This window comes from Paenibacillus sp. LS-5 (assembly GCF_056121505.1).
Genome location: NZ_JBWAVA010000009.1, coordinates 73,852 through 90,750 on the forward strand (window position 1 = coordinate 73,852; position 16,899 = coordinate 90,750).

General features: G+C 51.5%; 10 protein-coding genes, 1 tRNA gene and 1 other annotated feature. Of the genes, 9 read left to right on the forward strand and 2 right to left on the reverse strand.

Translation table 11 applies throughout. From position 1 onward, the window contains the following. Window positions 1–122: 122 nt before the first annotated feature. From AC0MA3_RS15015 to AC0MA3_RS15045, 7 genes are all read left to right on the forward strand, one after another. The gene (locus AC0MA3_RS15015) at window positions 123–854 is read left to right on the forward strand and encodes an ABC transporter ATP-binding protein (protein ID WP_474656753.1); all 732 of its coding nucleotides are present in this window, start codon (window positions 123–125) and stop codon (window positions 852–854) included. After that, window positions 851–1,888 (forward strand): ABC transporter permease, encoded by a 1,038-nt coding sequence (locus AC0MA3_RS15020; protein WP_379159671.1) that lies wholly within the window; start codon window positions 851–853, stop codon window positions 1,886–1,888. The genes AC0MA3_RS15015 and AC0MA3_RS15020 overlap by 4 nt, the downstream gene beginning before the upstream one ends. Window positions 1,889–1,953: 65 nt before the next feature. After that, entirely contained in the window at window positions 1,954–2,655 is a 702-nt protein-coding gene (locus AC0MA3_RS15025) for a TetR/AcrR family transcriptional regulator (RefSeq protein WP_474656754.1), read from the forward strand. A 203-nt stretch (window positions 2,656–2,858) separates the two neighbouring features. After that, complete coding sequence (locus AC0MA3_RS15030) at window positions 2,859–6,317, forward strand: cadherin-like beta sandwich domain-containing protein (protein WP_474656755.1); 3,459 nt, start codon at window positions 2,859–2,861, stop codon at window positions 6,315–6,317. Between the two features lie 154 nt (window positions 6,318–6,471). Continuing rightward, entirely contained in the window at window positions 6,472–9,825 is a 3,354-nt protein-coding gene (locus AC0MA3_RS15035) for a DEAD/DEAH box helicase (RefSeq protein WP_474656756.1), read from the forward strand. Window positions 9,826–9,955: 130 nt separating this feature from the next. Further along, window positions 9,956–10,294: a hypothetical protein gene (locus AC0MA3_RS15040; protein WP_474656757.1), complete on the forward strand. Its 339-nt coding sequence runs from the start codon at window positions 9,956–9,958 to the stop codon at window positions 10,292–10,294. 252 nt (window positions 10,295–10,546) lie between these two features. Further along, window positions 10,547–10,766: a binding site (T-box leader), on the forward strand. A 76-nt stretch (window positions 10,767–10,842) separates the two neighbouring features. Then, window positions 10,843–12,696: an arginine--tRNA ligase gene (locus AC0MA3_RS15045; protein ID WP_474656758.1), complete on the forward strand. Its 1,854-nt coding sequence runs from the start codon at window positions 10,843–10,845 to the stop codon at window positions 12,694–12,696. A gap of 448 nt (window positions 12,697–13,144) precedes the next feature. On the opposite strand, the gene AC0MA3_RS15050 is transcribed toward AC0MA3_RS15045, so the two are convergent. Both AC0MA3_RS15050 and AC0MA3_RS15055 read right to left on the reverse strand, forming a co-directional pair. Next, a tRNA-Arg gene (locus AC0MA3_RS15050) sits at window positions 13,145–13,218 on the reverse strand. A 240-nt stretch (window positions 13,219–13,458) separates the two neighbouring features. After that, complete coding sequence (locus tag AC0MA3_RS15055; protein ID WP_379159653.1) at window positions 13,459–13,815, reverse strand: hypothetical protein; 357 nt, start codon at window positions 13,813–13,815, stop codon at window positions 13,459–13,461. A 143-nt stretch (window positions 13,816–13,958) separates the two neighbouring features. On the opposite strand from AC0MA3_RS15055, the gene asnB reads away from it, so the two are divergent. After that, a complete protein-coding gene (gene asnB / locus AC0MA3_RS15060) occupies window positions 13,959–15,803 on the forward strand; it encodes an asparagine synthase (glutamine-hydrolyzing) (protein WP_474656759.1) in 1,845 nt (614 codons plus the stop codon). Window positions 15,804–15,939: 136 nt separating this feature from the next. Next, entirely contained in the window at window positions 15,940–16,767 is an 828-nt protein-coding gene (locus AC0MA3_RS15065; protein WP_379159647.1) for a CPBP family intramembrane glutamic endopeptidase, read from the forward strand. Window positions 16,768–16,899 lie beyond the last annotated feature (132 nt).

A 16,899-nucleotide genomic window follows, 5' to 3' on the forward strand; every position in this document is an offset into this window, starting at 1 on the left:
TTAAAACCAAGTATCGGCTTACCTGATAATGTTTTTCCAAAAAAGAAATTTACTTCAGCAACGGATTGATCTAGAATAATGAGTGAGTACTCACTCATATCTTTGGAATCGAGGAGATTATCATGAACCAAGTGAATCCTGTGATTGCTGTCACTCATGTTCACCGGGCATTCGGCAGTAAAGAGGTACTGAAAGATATTTCACTCCAGGTGAAGCAGGCAGAAACCTTTGGCATTCTTGGGCCTTCCGGCTCGGGTAAAACCACTCTCGTGAAGCTACTGACCGGCATCGATGAAGTTAACTCAGGAGAGGTGAAGGTGCTGGGTACCCGTGTCCCCCAACTCTCATTACTGCAGCAAATCGGATATATGGCACAATCGGATGCACTCTACACCGAGCTTAGTGCCAAAGAAAACCTGGAGTTCTTCGCATCCCTGTACGGGCTTAAAGGCGGAAACCGTACCCGGCGTATCGCTGATGTGATGGAGATTGTTAACCTGCAGGAGCATTTGCGTAAACGTGTGGATCAATATTCGGGTGGAATGAAACGGCGTCTGTCGCTGGCTATCGCCCTGTTACACGAACCGCCGCTACTCATTCTTGATGAGCCTACTGTGGGCATCGATCCGGTTCTGCGCCAGTCCATCTGGAAAGAGCTGCGGGAACTGAACGGAAAAGGAACCTCCATTGTGCTGACCACCCATGTGATGGACGAAGCGGAAAAGTGTGACCGGCTGGCGATGATCCGGGACGGACAACTGCTGGCTGTGGATACGCCGGAGGGACTGCTGCAATCTGCCGGAGCCGCTTCGATGGAAGAAGCTTTTCTATATTATGGAGGTGTCCGGCGATGAGAGTACGTGCAATTACCCTGCGAATCCTGCAACAATTCATTCATGATAAAAGAACCATGGCGCTCATGTTCATCGCCCCGCTTCTGGTGCTCAGCCTGATGAGCCTAGTATTCAATGGAGAGGCCTATGAGCCGAAAATCGGTGTCTCCGGCGCTGCCATCCCTTTCACCAGCGCACTGGAATCACAAAACGCCACGGTTATAGCCTACAAGTCAGCAGACCTCGGTAAAGCGGACCTTCAGGAAAGTAAGCTGGATGCCCTAATTACTCTAAGTGGAACGACACCCGAAGTTATGCTTGAGGGGAGCAATCCAACCGCAAACCGTGCGGTGTTAATGGCTTTAACTGCAGCTATACAGAATCTCAACCCGGCTGCTGCCGGACAGAGCCAGGTGCACCCCCAGATCAGCTATTTGTTCGGTGCGGAGGATATGAAGACCATCGACCGCTTTGGTCCGATAATGATCGGTGTCTTTATCTTTTTCTTCGTCTTCCTGATTGCCGGTGTCTCCTTCCTGCGGGAACGGACTACCGGAACACTGGAGCGTCTGCTCTCCACCCCGCTGAAGCGCTGGGAGATTGTACTTGGTTATGTCTGCGGCTTCGGTATATTCACTGTATTCCAGGCGCTGCTCATCTCCTGGTTCTCCATCCAGGTACTCGGCATTATGATGGCGGGAAGCTTCGGCTATGTGTTACTGATGACTCTCCTGCTCTCAATGTCAGCGCTGACCCTGGGCACGCTGCTCTCAGCGTATGCCGCCAATGAACTGCAGATGATTCAGTTCATTCCGCTGATCATTGTTCCTCAGATTTTCCTGAGCGGACTGTTCCCGCTGGATACCCTTCCTCTGTGGCTGCAGCGTGTCGGACTGGCAACGCCGATCTATTATGGCTCGGACGCGCTGACAGACATCATGATCCGCGGCAAAGGCTGGGACGCCATCGACCTGGATGTCTATGCGCTCATCGGCTTCTCCCTCTTGTTCATGCTGCTGAATGTGCTGGCTCTGCGCAAGCACCGTAAAATGTAAACTTCAATCCCTTGTGGTAGACTAGGTAGACTATATTGAAGGAAAAGATTCGGAGGATAAACGGGATGGATAAGAACAAAGCGGCAGAGCAGCAAGGTCAGGAAGAGTGGATTGCAGAGCTGCTGGCTATCAGTGAAGAACAAAAGATGACACCCAAGCAGCTGGCCATTCTGCAGGCAGGCATAGAGATTTTTTCCGAGAAGGGCTACGCGGCTGCCGCTACCAGTGAAATTGCCCAAAGGGCGGGAGTGGCAGAAGGAACCATATTCCGCTACTACAAGACTAAAAAAGAGCTGCTGCTGTCTATTGTAAGTCCGGCGATGGCCAAAATGATTGCACCTTTCGTACTGCGTAACTTCGGTGGAGTGCTGGATGTTCCTTTTGAGAGCTATGAAGCGTTCCTGCGTGCCTTTATGGTGAACCGCCTGGAGTTCGCACGCAAAAACTTCAAGATTCTGAGGATCTTCGTACAGGAAATCCCCTTTCAGCCGGTTCTCCGGGAACAATTCATTGAAAATGTTATGGGCAATGTGCTGGAACGGGTAACGAATATCACTGACCATTTCAAAGAAAAGGGAGAGGTGGTCAATGTGCCTACCTCATCGATCATACGTTTCACCATCTCCTCAGTTATCGGGTATCTGCTGGCACGGCTGCTGCTCATGCCTGACAAGGAATGGGATGATGAAGCCGAAATCGACCTGACCCTCGAATTCATGCTGCATGGAATCGGCGGTCCAGCACTACAGCGTGGAGAACGACAGTAAATCAACAGTCCGGAAGCAGGCAGCGGGAGTATTGCATTGTCCACAGGAGAATGCAATACTCCCGCTGCCTTTTTGATATGTAATAACAAGCCTTATACTCCACAGAATATTTTGTTTATAACCTAATTCCCTCCAATATCCGATAGTATATAATGATAAATATCATAGCAATTATTATTATCAATACATAAGGAGGGTCTTTAATGAGAAAAGTGAGATTTTTAGCCGCAGGTATGGCCGTTTTTCTGCTGGCTGTCATCCTGCCTTGGGTTGCCAAGGCCGATGCTTCGGATTCGGATGCTACTCTGAGCTTTTTTTATCAGGCAGCGGGTGAACTCTCACCTGCATTTTCCCCGGAGATCACAGAATACACAGTACATATGCGCAGTTCGGACATTGGATATTACGCCGCGGCCAGGCCGGCCAATTCGGGCGCAACTACGGAGTATTCGATGAATGGAAGCTCTTGGACGTCCATTGCTTATTACACCTCAACCGGTTATCTAGCAACCAACCGGGGAAATAATATTTTCCAGTTCAAAATCACTTCATCTGACAACTCGACGACTAAAATCTATACTGTCCAGGTCTATTGTCCGCAGACTAATGATGCAGATCTACGGAAATTGAACGTTAGCCCAGGAGGTTTATCTCCTGCCTTCAACTCCTTCACTACTGGTTACACTTTGAATGTTCCTTATTCGGCAAGCAGTCTGGAGGTAACCGCAGAAGCGGATGATCCGGCCGCATCTATGAGAATTAACGGGAACAACACCCAAGACGGAATCCCTTCCTCTGTCCCGCTTAATGTGGGAAGCAATATGGTGTACATTGATGTCATATCACAGGACCAATCGATCAGTAAGACCTATTCTCTTACCGTCACCCGCGCATTGCCTTCAACCAATGCTAATCTAAGCACCTTGTCCGTCCAAGGTCTCGGCTTGACCCCTTCTTTTCAGTCCGGTGTGACGAGCTACACGTTACCTGATGTCGGTTATGACACAAACATTACTGTCATCCCTACAAGTTCAGATTCCACAGCAACCCTAGGTATTCAAAACAGCCAAGGCGGCTACGATACTATAACCACCGGCTCTACAAGCGTTCCTCTGGCATTAAGCCCGGGAGATCATGCGATTGTGCTTAAGGTAACTGCCCAGGATGGGGTCACCGAGAAGCTCTACAGTCTGAATGTTCACCGTAAAAACAACAATGCACTCTTGTCCCAGCTCACTGTCTCCCCAGGGGGACTGAGTGGAAACTTCTCCAGCGTAATAAACACTTATACACTGACTGATGTTACCTCCGGAAGCCTGACGGTAACGCCTGCCCTGTCGGATATCGCTGGCAAGATAGAGGTCAGCGTCAATGGCGGGAGCTATGAGACCAAACCGGATGGGCAGGGTGCAGCCGTCCCTCTGAAAGTCGGCAGCAACACCATCCTAGTTAAGGTGTCTGCCGAGGACTCCAGCTATTCCAACGTCTACAGCCTAATAGTTAAGAGAGTAGCGGATACTACTATAACCCCTGTCTCGGGGAGCTTTGATAAAAATGCCTCCAGTTCCGCAGCAGGCCATTATCAGGATGTTCAGGCAGAGCTGACCCTGAACGGCAATCTGCTGAACGGCTTAAAGCTGGGGCAAGCTGCAGTCGACACTAATGCCTATTCAGTGTCGGGTAGCACTTTGACCCTCCATAAAGAGTACCTCTCCACCCTGGCGGCAGGAGAGTATGCCTTTGAACTTGTCACGGATGCAGGCAGCCATCCTGTGTTCACCATAGCGGTGAAGGACACGACACCGCCGGTGCTGGCCGCGCCGACCGCCGGGGATGCGGCGGTTACGCTGGCCTGGAGCCCGGTCAGCGGTGCGACCGGGTACAAGGTCTTCGCCAGCACGGTTCCGGGAACCTACGGAACCGCACTGGCGACCTTGGGCGCGACTGCCGACAGCTATACGGCAGCCGGCCTCACGAACGGGACGACTTATTCCTTCGTCGTCAAGGCCGTGAATGGAGGCGGCGATAGCGAAGCCTCCGCCGAAGTCAGTGCCACGCCGCGGACGGTCCCTACAGCACCGGTTATACTCGGCGCCACTGCGGGAGACGGACAGGCGACCATTGATTTCACACCTCCTGCAGACAACGGAGGGAGCGCCATCACCTCCTACGAGATCACTGCTTCACCTGGTGGCAGTATTACAACTGGAACTGCCAGTCCGATAACCATAACCGGACTAGTGAACGGAACAGCCTACACTTTTACAGTCACAGCTATAAACGGAGCAGGGAAGAGTGCTAAGTCTGCTTCTTCCAGTCCCATCACACCTATCGCCCATACCAGTGGAGCACCCGCAGCACCGGTGACGCCGGTTGTAACGTCAACACCTGCCGCGGCAGTACCCACCGTATTTATGTATGTTAACGGCAAGACAGTAGATCTGGGCGATATATCCATTCTCCATACGAATAATAGGAATCATTCCATCCTTACCCTGGATCAAGTCAAGCTCGAAGAAATCCTTAATGTACAACCGCCTGGAGCCAAAATCTCCATAGAATTTGGCGGCAACAATTCGGATATACAGACTGTAGAGCTTAACGGACAACTGCTTCAATATTTACAGCAGAGTCAGGTAACTATATCCATGGACAATCGCAGAGCAACATACAGTATTCCCTTACAGCAGATCAGCTGGGATACGATAACAGGCCAACTCGGCGCGAACACACCCGCAGCAGAGATCCGCATCCAAATTGAAATGGCCGCTCTGGACACAAGTCTGGCCAGCACTGCCCAAGCTGCCTCTGCCGAGCATGGCTTCACATTCCTTACCGACCCGCTCGACTTCTCGGTAAAGCTTGTTCACGGGAACCAAACCACCGATCTGTCCGGCTTCAGCACCTATGTCCAGCGGATCTTCACGCTCCCAGTGGGTACAGATATAAGCAATGCTACCGGTATTGTTATTGAACCGGGCGGAACCGTGCGCCATGTCCCTACCCGATTTGTACAACAGGAAGGCGGGTATGCTGCGGTCATCAGCAGTCTCACCAATAGCACCTATGCTGTTATCTCCCACCCGGCGGAATTCAAGGATATGTCCAGTCACTGGGCAAAAGCTGCCATACATGACCTGGGGGCAAGGATGGTTCTAGAGGGCAACGGAGACGGACAGTTCCTTCCGGACCGTGAGATTACACGCGCCGAATTCGCAGCAATTCTGGTCCGCGGACTCGGTCTAAAAACAGTTGGCGGCTCTTCTCCTTTCACGGATGTGAGCAGCTCCGGCTGGTACAGCAGCGCAGTACAAACCGCCTACCGTCACCAGTTGGTAGGCGGATTCGAAGACGGTACCTTCCGGCCGGATGCTTCCATCACCCGCGAGCAGGCAATGACCATGATTGCACAGGCAATGCATCTCACCGGTCTTTCAGCAAACCTCAATAGCGGCAGCGCAGCTGAACTTCTGGGAGGCTTCACAGATGCGGACAAAGCTTCCGCGTGGGCGCTGGATAATATCGCCGCCAGCCTTCAGGCTGGTCTGATCTCAGGCCGCAGCGGAACTGAGCTTGCTCCCCAAGCACATGTTACAAGAGCCGAGGTAGCCGTGATGCTGCAAAGACTGCTTCAGAAATCCGGGCTCATCCAAGCGAAATAAACATATCACCCGGTCTACGGCCATCCATAACCTGCAGCTATGCGGGTTATGGATGGCTTTTTCGTATACTGCTTTGAAGGCGTACGCACGTTCTGTTATTATGGGAGCTATAGCGATTCAGGACGAAGGATATGTATAAGGAAGTGATCAAGCGGTGAGTTATTATGTACCGGAACGGGTAATCAGGCTGTTATGCGGCAAGGCAGCTTTTGAACAGGGCTCAGAGGATTATGAGGCGGGGAAGGTCCGGCTGGTCTCGGCAGAGGATAACGAAGGACTGGAATATTCAAAGTATCAGGCTATAGTCTACGGGCTGGAGCCTTACGATATCACGCTCACCATAGACAGCGACGGGGATGTGAACGGCAAATGTACCTGCCCCGCATATTACCACGGCGGACCGTTCTGCAAGCATATTGCCGCAGTTCTGGTATCCATCCTTTATACCGGAGATGACGTGGATGGACAGTTATCCGTAACAGGACCGGATACCGCCCGGGAGCAGCATGAGGTATTTACTGGAAAGACAGGCATACTGTTTCCGCGTCAGCTTAACACGACCTCACCAAACTTACCTGATGAATCCAATGACCGGCATCTTGTAAGCAGCATGCTGGGATTGTTCGGGAACAGCCGCCGACGCCCGAGCGGGGCAGGAGCCTATATCGACATCAGAATCCCGCTAGAGCTGGAAATCATCTGCAAACCAGTTTCCTATCATTTTGGCAGCCGCATGCTCGGTATTGAACTGAAAGTGGGTCCGAGACGTCTCTACATTGTTCAGAAAATAAGAGCGTTTCTGGAACACGTTCACCGGGGCAAGCCCTTTGAATTCTCCAAGCATTTCATCTATGACCCTGCCCTGCACAGCTTTAAGAAGGAAGACAATGCAGTGCTGCTGAAGCTGATTGAGATCCTTCAGAATGAACGGGTCTATCGTGACAGTACCTCCTCTTATTCTTCCTATTCCGGAAGCATTGGCGGAGAGCGTGTGCTGGCCCTTCCGCCCTTTTTCTGGGAGTCTCTGCTACCTGTTCTGGAAGCAGCCCCTTCTGTCCATTGGCAGGTTGGCGGTACGGTCACCGCAGGTATTCCCATAGAAAACGGGCTCCCCGCACTAAGCTTTCAGTTTGATGAGGCTGAAGAAAAAGGCTACCGGCTGGACATTCAAGGATTAGCACACATCACGGTCATGGAGGATTACGGGCTAGTGTTGTCTGAAAATAAGCTGCTGAAGCTGCCGGCACAGGAATGCATACGTCTCTCCGAGCTGAAGAAGATGCTGGCCGAGTCTAGAACCAACGGGATCATTATCTCCCCCGGACAGATGGAGACTTTTATGGACAAGGTAATTCCCGGCCTCAAAAAGCTGGGACAGGTTCATATCGCTGAAGCGATCGCTGACCGGGTGGTACAGACGCAGCTGCAAGCCAGACTCTATCTGGACCGGGTGCGTGACCGGCTGCTGGCCGGGCTGGAATTCCAATACGGAACGATTGTAATCAATCCGTTGGAGGAACAAACTCGTGACCGTGGTGATGAAGTCATCCTCATGAGGGATATTGAAACGGAGCAGCGGATTCTGGAGCTGATGTCTCATGAGTCTTTTGCCCGGACAGACAGCGGCTATATTATGAACGACGAAGAAGGGGAATATGACTTCCTGTACCATACGATTCCATTGCTTGAGCCCTTGCTGCAGGTATATGCGACCACCGCAGTCAAGATGAGGATGCCTGCTGGCACTTATGTCCCCAAGGCCAGTTTGACCTGGAATGAAAAAACCGACTGGCTTGATTTCAAATTCGGTATGGACGGTATTCCTGAGTCGGATATCGTACTTATACTGAAATCACTGCAGGAAAAGCGCAAATATTACCGCCTACCGGACGGGGCACTGCTGCCGCTGGAAACCGCCGAGTTCCAGGAGATCATTACTTTGATTAACGAGCTCGGAATGGCGAATACCGATATTCCAGGTGCAGAATTCTCCCTACCTTTAATCCGGGGGCTTCACTTGGATGAAAGTACTGGCAAAGGAGGCACCGATGCAATCCGCATTGGACGCTCCTTCCGCCGGCTTCTAGCTAACATACACAGTCCCGAGAACCTCGACTTTGCGATTCCGGAGACCCTGGCTCCTGTGCTGCGGGATTACCAGCAGTATGGATTCCAGTGGCTGAAGACGCTGGCTCACTACCGTTTCGGCGGCATCCTAGCAGATGATATGGGGCTGGGCAAAACGCTGCAGAGCATCGCCTTCCTGCTCTCAGAGCTGGAGGATATCCGCAAGACCGGGCTGCCTGCACTTATCGTTGCTCCTGCCTCTTTGCTCTACAACTGGCAGAATGAGCTAAAGCGCTTTGCTCCGCAGATCAAAGCGGCTATCGCCGACGGAAACCTGAACCAGCGGAGCCGGACTCTGCGGAATGCGGCTGGCTGTGATGTTCTGATTACCTCCTACCCGCTGCTGCGTCGTGATGTGGAGCTGTACGTCAAACGTTCTTTCCATACACTCATTCTGGATGAAGCGCAGGTCATTAAGAACCATGCCACCCAGACTGCACAGGCGGTAAAAGCATTACAGGCTCGCTACCGCTTCGCCCTTACAGGAACTCCTGTCGAAAATGCGCTAGAGGATCTCTGGTCGATCTACGGCGTCGTATTCCCTGGACTGTTCCCGGGCAAAAAAGCCTTTCACGATCTGCCCCGGGAGACTATCGCAAGGCGAATCCGGCCGTTTCTGCTGCGCCGCCTCAAAAGTGATGTGCTCAAAGAGCTGCCGGAGAAGATCGAGTCCCTTCAGGCCTCCGAGCTGCTGCCGGAACAGAAAAAGCTGTACGTCGCCTATCTCGCCAGACTACGGAAGGAAGCGCTGAAGCATCTGGATAGCGATGGGTTCGGCAATGGGCGGATCAAGGTGCTTGCCGGTCTGACCCGTCTGCGCCAGCTGTGCTGCCATCCTGCACTTTTTGTGGAAGGTTATACCGGTGGATCGGGCAAATTCGAGCAGCTGCTGGAGATCATTGAGGAATGCCGCAGCTCCGGCAAGCGTATGTTGATTTTCTCACAATTCACTGAGATGCTGGGGATGATCAGCCGTGAGCTGGGCTTACAGGGAATTTCTCATTTCTATCTGGATGGTCACACTCCTGCTGCAAAGAGGGTTGAACTGTGTGGACTTTTCAATGAGGGGGAACGTGACCTGTTCCTCATCTCGCTCAAAGCAGGCGGTACGGGTCTGAATCTGACGGGAGCAGACACTGTTATTCTCTATGATCTGTGGTGGAATCCCGCAGTCGAACAACAGGCCGCTGACCGGGCACACCGGATCGGACAAAAGAAGGTAGTGCAGGTGATCCGGCTAATCGCTCAAGGCACAGTAGAAGATAAAATGTACGAGCTGCAGCAGAAGAAAAAGAATCTGATCGATGAAGTCATCGAGCCTGGGCAGGAAGCCTTATCCTCCCTAACTGAGCAGGATATCCGTGAGATTCTGATGATCTGATCTTTTACCTAGGCAGAATCAATCTCAACGGCACAATATGCCTATTATTCGGGCAAACGGATAACCATGGTAGACAAAAGACTGGCTGCATGCACCATATCAGCGGAAGAGCATAAAGTATACAAATAGATTGTTTACGGAAGAAGGGAGTTCCATGCCCCCTCCTGGAAAGGGAAAAAAGACCGGTACCAAAAAACCACCGGTAAATCCCAACAAACAGATTCCAAAAGGATTGGAATATACAGTGGCTGCGCTGCTTCTGACCGGCAAACTGCGGGTTGATTCTGTCCAGATGTACACCGATGCTTCCTTATTCGTCAGTTTGGTGGGAAAGTATAAAACTTTGAGCGACACAAGCCCCGGCAATTCAAACAATGTAGATAAGCTGGTCAATTTTTTGGATGATAACAACAGCTTGACCTTAAACGAAATAATGACTGCCTTGAAGAAAAAATCTGATAACACCTGAAGCCGGAGAGGATGACAAAAGGGAGGCATACTACAGATGGATGACTTTGACGGAGAGGAATTTGCCGGCGCTATTTTGCTAATAATCGTGATTGCCCTGCTGATTTACGGCTCGACAGACATTAAGAATCTGACCGGTGCACCTGCTGCAGATTGATCGTTTATCCTCTGGGAGGGTTGATGCCTCTGTTTGACCTCACCACAAAAGGCTATTGCTTATTTCCAATAATTCGCTATACTGATAAAAATCAATATACATTCAATGAACGGGAAAGTAGTGATCTTCGATCTAGTCCCCAGCGAGCCGGGAGAGTGTAAGCCGGTACAGATCCTGTCATGAAGCGCACCCGGGAGATGGACTTCTGAACTTGCAGTAGGAAGCCCCGGCTGAAGGCCGTTAACCTGTGAGGTGGCTGAACCCTGTGTTCGGCAACGAGAGTGGTACCGCGAGCGCTTATGCCTTCGTCTCTTTTAGAGACGGGGCTTTTTTGTGTTTAACGGGCCCCTTGAATTTGCGGTTGGACTCTAGTCTTGGAGGAGGAGAAATCATTGTTAAGTCAACAGATCAGCAAGCAACTGGAACAAAGCGTATACAACGTAATCAGCAGCCTCGGCGCAGACTTGGCAGAACCGATAACCGTCGTGCTGGAGCAGCCGGCGAATACGGATTTTGGGGATTATTCTAGTAACATTGCCATGCAGTTAGCCAAAAAGTTGCGCAAAGCCCCCATGGTCATCGCCGGACTGATCACTGTAGAGCTTCAGCAAATGGGAGTTACCGGAGGATGGCTTGATCGCATTGAGATCGCCGCTCCGGGATTTATTAATATGTACATCAACTGGCAGCAGTGGGCGGGGCATTCTTTTGGGCTCCCTCCGGGCAATGGGGAGAAAGTTATTGTCGAGCATACGAGCGTGAATCCGAACAAATCCATGCATATAGGCCACCTAAGAAACTCCTGTATCGGGGATACGCTGGTAAGAGTTTTGCGGAAAACGGGGCATAACGTAGAAGTCCACAACTATGTGGACGATCTGGGCAATCAACTTGCAGATACAGTAGCCGGTCTACTTCATGTGCCGCTAGCCGGAGAGCATCTCCGTTTCGGGGATTACTGCTGGGATATTTATGCCGCCATCAACAAAGAGTATGCACAGCAGCCGGAAATGGTCCATAAAAGGACGGACATTCTACATGAACTGGAGAAAGGGCACGGCAATAAGGCCTGGCTCGGCCAACTGGTTGCGGAACGTATCGTAAAAGAACATGTCGCAGAAATGAAAAACTTCGATATCGGGTATGATCTTCTGGTCTGGGAGAGCAGTATTTTGCAAGAAGGCTTCTGGTCATCCGCTTTCCGTCTGCTAGAAGAGACAGCAGTGTTTATCCAGGAGACAGAGGGTAAACTGGCAGGGTGCTGGATTCTGAAACAACCGGCTTCTGAAGGCGATTCCGAGGACCATCAGAAGGACAAGGTACTGGTGCGTTCCAACGGAATTTTGACCTACACTGCCAAAGATATCGCCTATCACCTCTGGAAATTCGGATTATTGGACAAGGATTTCAAATACAGCGAATTTAATGCAGGTCTATGGACTACCGGGTTGACTGGAGGACCTATGCAATTTGGCAAAGCGGATCGAGTGGTCAATGTCATCGACTACAGGCAGGAGTATCCGCAGGCCATGGTGAAGCAGGCACTTGAGGTGCTGGGTTATGCAGAGCAGGCAAAGAAGCTGCAGCATGTCAGTTACGGAGTCGTATCACTCAGTCCAGCTTCCGCCGCCGAGCTTGGCATCGATATTTCAGAGGGCAAAAGCTCCTACGCCATGTCCGGCCGCCAAGGCATTGGCGTGAAGGTAAGCGATCTGGTTCAGCTCATGGAGGACAGCATCGAAGCCACACGCTCCGACAAAACCGGCCTCTCCAGCCGGATCATCGCCACTGCTGCAATCCGTTATTACCTGCTGCGCTTCAATCTGGGCACAGAGATTGTGTTCGATTTCAAGCAGGCCATGGAGATTTCAGGTAATACCGGAGTCTATCTCATGTACAGCTTCGCGCGTGCAGGCAGTGTGCTCAGCAAAGCAGACTGTCCGGTGGAACAGGCAGCGGTTCCCCAGTTTCCGGAACGATTGGAGACAGCCGAGCTAGCCTTGCTGAGACAACTCAGCACCTGGGAGGATACTCTCTACACGGCAAGCCGCGATCTCACGCCCAATAGTATTTGCAACTTCGCCCATACCTTGGCCTCGTTGTTCAACAACTTCTATTCCACCTGCCCGATCCTTAAGGGAGGAGATGCCTCCATCCGCTTCCGGGTCTGGCTAACGCTGCGTTTTCAGAATACCCTCGGAGAGGCCTTGGAGGTAATCGGACTGCCGAAGCCTGACCGGATGTAGACAAAATCGTTGATGAAAAGGTTTTATAAGCGGTTGAATAATTCGGATGATGGATAGCGTCCATAGTAGAGTGATAGACGGGTTGAGTTGGACAGAGGCTGGTACGTAAGGATATTAAGCAGAGTCCCGGCAAAAACGATCGGAAATTGGAATAGAGGGAAAAACTCCCTCTATTCTGCGTTAGAAGATGCTTTTTAGGTGAATAGAGGGAAATCCCCCCTCTAATTTGGGCTATAAGCTCTTCCAATGAACTTCTAACGATGTTAGAGGGAGGATTTCCCACTAACCCTATCATACAGAGGGATTCACCGGAAATAGCGGGTCTGTTTCCGCTTAATTTTTATTAGACGTAATAAGGGCTTATACCGTAAAAATGCTCCCTCCTCATCGGAGCATCTTCATCCCCCAGACGCACAAACAGCCTTCCCGAAGGAAGGCTGCTTAGTGACGTCCCGGAAGGGATTCGAACCCCTGACCGTGCGCTTAGAAGGCGCATGCTCTATCCAGCTGAGCTACCGGGACACATGTGAAAAATGAAGGTTTATAAGATATATGTATTAATGCAACGTTATTTATTATACCTTATTGATCAAATATTTCAAGAGGCTGCTTAAAAATCACCTATCCTTTTCTCATTGGAGGAAATCCATACATTCTTTCCTCGAGATATCGTGCCGGGGCAGGCCCAGCGGCATGAATCTCACTGCCGCTGCTCTTCATCCTACTCCTTTGTCTGTTCCTTTGCCGGCCTCAATCCGCTCCTCAAGACAACCTATGAAAATGTGCCCCCAGCTGTTTTTTCAGATCTCCAAAAATAAGCAGCTCCTGCTGGAACTTCGAGCGTTCATCTTCCGGGGTCATAATGGCACTGCCTGTGAACCCGCTGTACGTTACATCCTGAAATGCATTGTGCAAATTATTATCAAACCAGTCGGTTGCGGTATCAGCGTCATTTGTCAGAATGCGTACAATTTCATAGCCTTCCTCGCGCTGGTCCTCAACAATGTACACCAAAAGTGCGGAGTCACCAACAGCTCCGGGCAATACGCCAACCTCTGCACATGGCGCACCGTCGTATTCGGTCATTCTGCGGATTTTGGCGTCTTTAATGTAATACACGGGTCATCATCCCTCCTGGCAAATTTTCCTCATCTCTAGTGTTCGGATAAGGACATACATTTTATGCCTTCCTTCGGCATATATCTGTATTACTTGGCAAAAAAGAAAGGACAACAATCGCACAAAAGAGAGGATGAAGCATCATGTGCGGAATAACCGGATTTATCCAGTGGCGCGGCGACCTTACACAGCACTCGCAACTGCTCGTAAAAATGACAGAAACCTTGGAGAACCGCGGACCGGATGCAGCCGGAACCTGGATCTCTGGCCCATGCGCCTTCGGACACCGGAGACTTAGCGTTATCGATCCCGAGAACGGCGCCCAGCCGATGATCGCCCGCCATGACGATAAGATGTACGCGATTGTGTATAACGGCGAATTATATAATGCCCCTGAGCTCAAAAACGAACTCAAGCAGCGCGGGCATCATTTTCTCACGGAATGTGATACGGAGGTTCTGCTCCACGCTTACATCGAGTGGGGACCGGACTGCATGGAGAAGCTGAACGGTATTTTTGCTTTTGCTGTCTGGGATAGCTTGCGTGATCAGGTGTTTTTGGCACGGGACCGTCTCGGGGTGAAGCCGCTGTTCTACAGTCAAGTCGACGATGTGTTCATCTTTGGCTCTGAGCCCAAAGCGCTGCTGCAGCATCCCAAAGTGAAACCGGAGGTCGGACCGGAAGGGCTCGCGGAAATTTTCATTATCGGCCCAGCCCGTACACCGGGACATGGGGTATACAAAGATATATTCGAGCTTCGTCCAGGTCATGCCATGATTTATAACCGGGATGGAATTCGTAAGTACGCTTATTGGGAGCTTAAGAGCTACAATCACACGGACAATGTGGATGAAACGGCGGCCAGGGTTCGTGAACTGCTGCAGGATACACTGGAGCGCCAGCTGGTTTCCGATGTTCCGGTATGCTCGCTGCTCTCTGGAGGGCTGGACTCCAGTGCGCTGACCGCACTCGCCGTAGATTACTACAACCGCACCGGTCAAGGCCGGGTAGACACCTATTCTGTAGATTATGTCGATAACGACAAGCATTTCAAAAGCCATACCTTCCAGCCCGGCGCAGACGGCCCCTGGATTAAGCGGATGGTCGATGAACTGAAGACGAACCACCACTATGTGGCCTTTGATACCCCTGAACTGGTGAAGGCACTAGATAACGCCCTCTATTCGCGTGATTTGCCGGGAATGACTGATGTGGATTCTTCGCTCTATTTATTTTGCCAGGAGATCAAAAAGAATGCGACCGTCGCCATTTCCGGCGAAGCGGCCGATGAAATATTCGGCGGATACCCGTGGTTCCACCGTGAGGAGATGCTGTCATCAGGCACCTTCCCTTGGTCGGTAGCGCCCAAAATGCGCGCAGAGCTCTTGTCCCCAGAGATCCGTGAATGGATTCGTCCGCTGGAGTATTTGGGCGACAGATACAGCGATGCGGTTGCAGAGGTGCCACAACTGGATGGCGAAACCGGCAAACAGGCGCAAATGCGCGTGATGTCCTACCTCAACATTACCCGTTTCATGCCTACCCTGCTGGATCGCAAGGACCGGATGAGCATGGGCGTAGGCCTGGAGGTCCGGGTGCCCTATTGCGACCACCGTCTCGTGCAGTATGTATTTAATATTCCCTGGGAAATCAAGACCGTAGGCAACCGGGAAAAGGGAATCCTCCGGAAAGCACTGGAAGGCGTTCTCCCGGACGATGTACTCTACCGCAAAAAAAGCCCGTATCCCAAAACGCATAATCCGGCATACTTAAATGCTGTTCGGTCACAGATGCTGAACATCCTGGATGATTCATCCTCACCTATACTACCTTTAATAGACGCCGCCAAAATCCGGGAAATCGCCGCTTCACCAGAGTCTTCCAGCAATCTTCCCTGGTTCGGTCAGCTCATGTCCGGCCCGCAGCTGTTTGCTTATCTGACCCAAGTCAATCTCTGGCTGCGCAAGTATAACGTTTCGATCAGGTAAAATAGCTGCCGGATCAGCATTCCCGGGACTTTGTAGCTGCACAGACGGGCCAACGTGATCATTCCCACAGCCGGTAAAGAGGAAAACCTCTACAACTATAGGTGAAACATATCTTGGCATAAGGGGTTTTATCCAGATGAAGTCCTCTGTTAACCGTGATCCTCTGTTCACCAAAAAGCTGACTGTCTTTATTCTGGTGACTTTTGGCTTCACCTGGCTATGCTGGCTGCCGCTGCTGCTCAATAAGCAGTATGCCGCTGGTCTGCCAGTGCTGCCCGGACAGTTCTATCTTGGCTCCTTCGGACCGCTGCTTGGCACACTGGTGAGCGTGAGAATGCCGGGTGCAGGCGGCTTAGCTGCCTGGTTCAGAACTGCTTTTTCCTCTAGCTTCCCCAAAAAGTGGCTGGCTCTGGCTGCAGGTCTGCCACTGGCCTATGGGGCGGTGGCCATTCTGGCCCATACCCTGATTACCGGCAGTGCGCCGGATATGCACCAATTCGGCTTGACCTCTGATCTGCCGCCGCAGTTCGGTGTCTGGACGACCGCACTCGTGTGGATGCTTACCTTCGGGATTGGGGAGGAGAGCGGCTGGCGCGGCTATCTACTGCCTGAACTGCACACACGATACTCTCTGTTCACCTCAGCCCTGCTGGTTGCCGTTATCTGGATGGCCTGGCATTTACCGGCCTTCTGGTTCAATGAAAGCTATCTGGGGATGGGCTTTGGTGTGATCGGCTGGGCCATCAGCCTCACCTACGGCTCGGTCGTGCTGGCCTGGATTTGTGCTGGAAGCCGCTGGAGTATTCTGCCCGTGATCCTGTGGCATGGCATCTTTGATCTGCTTACCGCTAGCGACCAAGCGGCCGAGGTGATGGCTATGGTCTGTAGTATGCTGGTTATTATCCAAGGCATTCTGCTGATGCGAATCCTCGGCAGACGCCGTAGCGTCCCGCCCACACAGTAAAGCCCCCTCTGCCGAAAACAAGTTTGTTCTTCCAGAATCGACCGGCTTTCACGGCATTTTACAGTAATTGCCAACTACCGGAATTAGAGGCTGTACGCCATCTGTCCTGATAAGCCAAAAGAGCAAGTCCCG

Coding starts and splice junctions, on each gene's coding strand:
- AC0MA3_RS15015 (WP_474656753.1), top strand. CDS start 123: ATGAACCAAGTGAATCCTGTGATTGCTGTCACTCATGTTCACCGGGCA.
- AC0MA3_RS15020 (WP_379159671.1), top strand. CDS start 851: ATGAGAGTACGTGCAATTACCCTGCGAATCCTGCAACAATTCATTCAT.
- AC0MA3_RS15025 (WP_474656754.1), top strand. CDS start 1,954: ATGGATAAGAACAAAGCGGCAGAGCAGCAAGGTCAGGAAGAGTGGATT.
- AC0MA3_RS15030 (WP_474656755.1), top strand. CDS start 2,859: ATGAGAAAAGTGAGATTTTTAGCCGCAGGTATGGCCGTTTTTCTGCTG.
- asnB (WP_474656759.1), top strand. CDS start 13,959: ATGTGCGGAATAACCGGATTTATCCAGTGGCGCGGCGACCTTACACAG.
- AC0MA3_RS15065 (WP_379159647.1), top strand. CDS start 15,940: ATGAAGTCCTCTGTTAACCGTGATCCTCTGTTCACCAAAAAGCTGACT.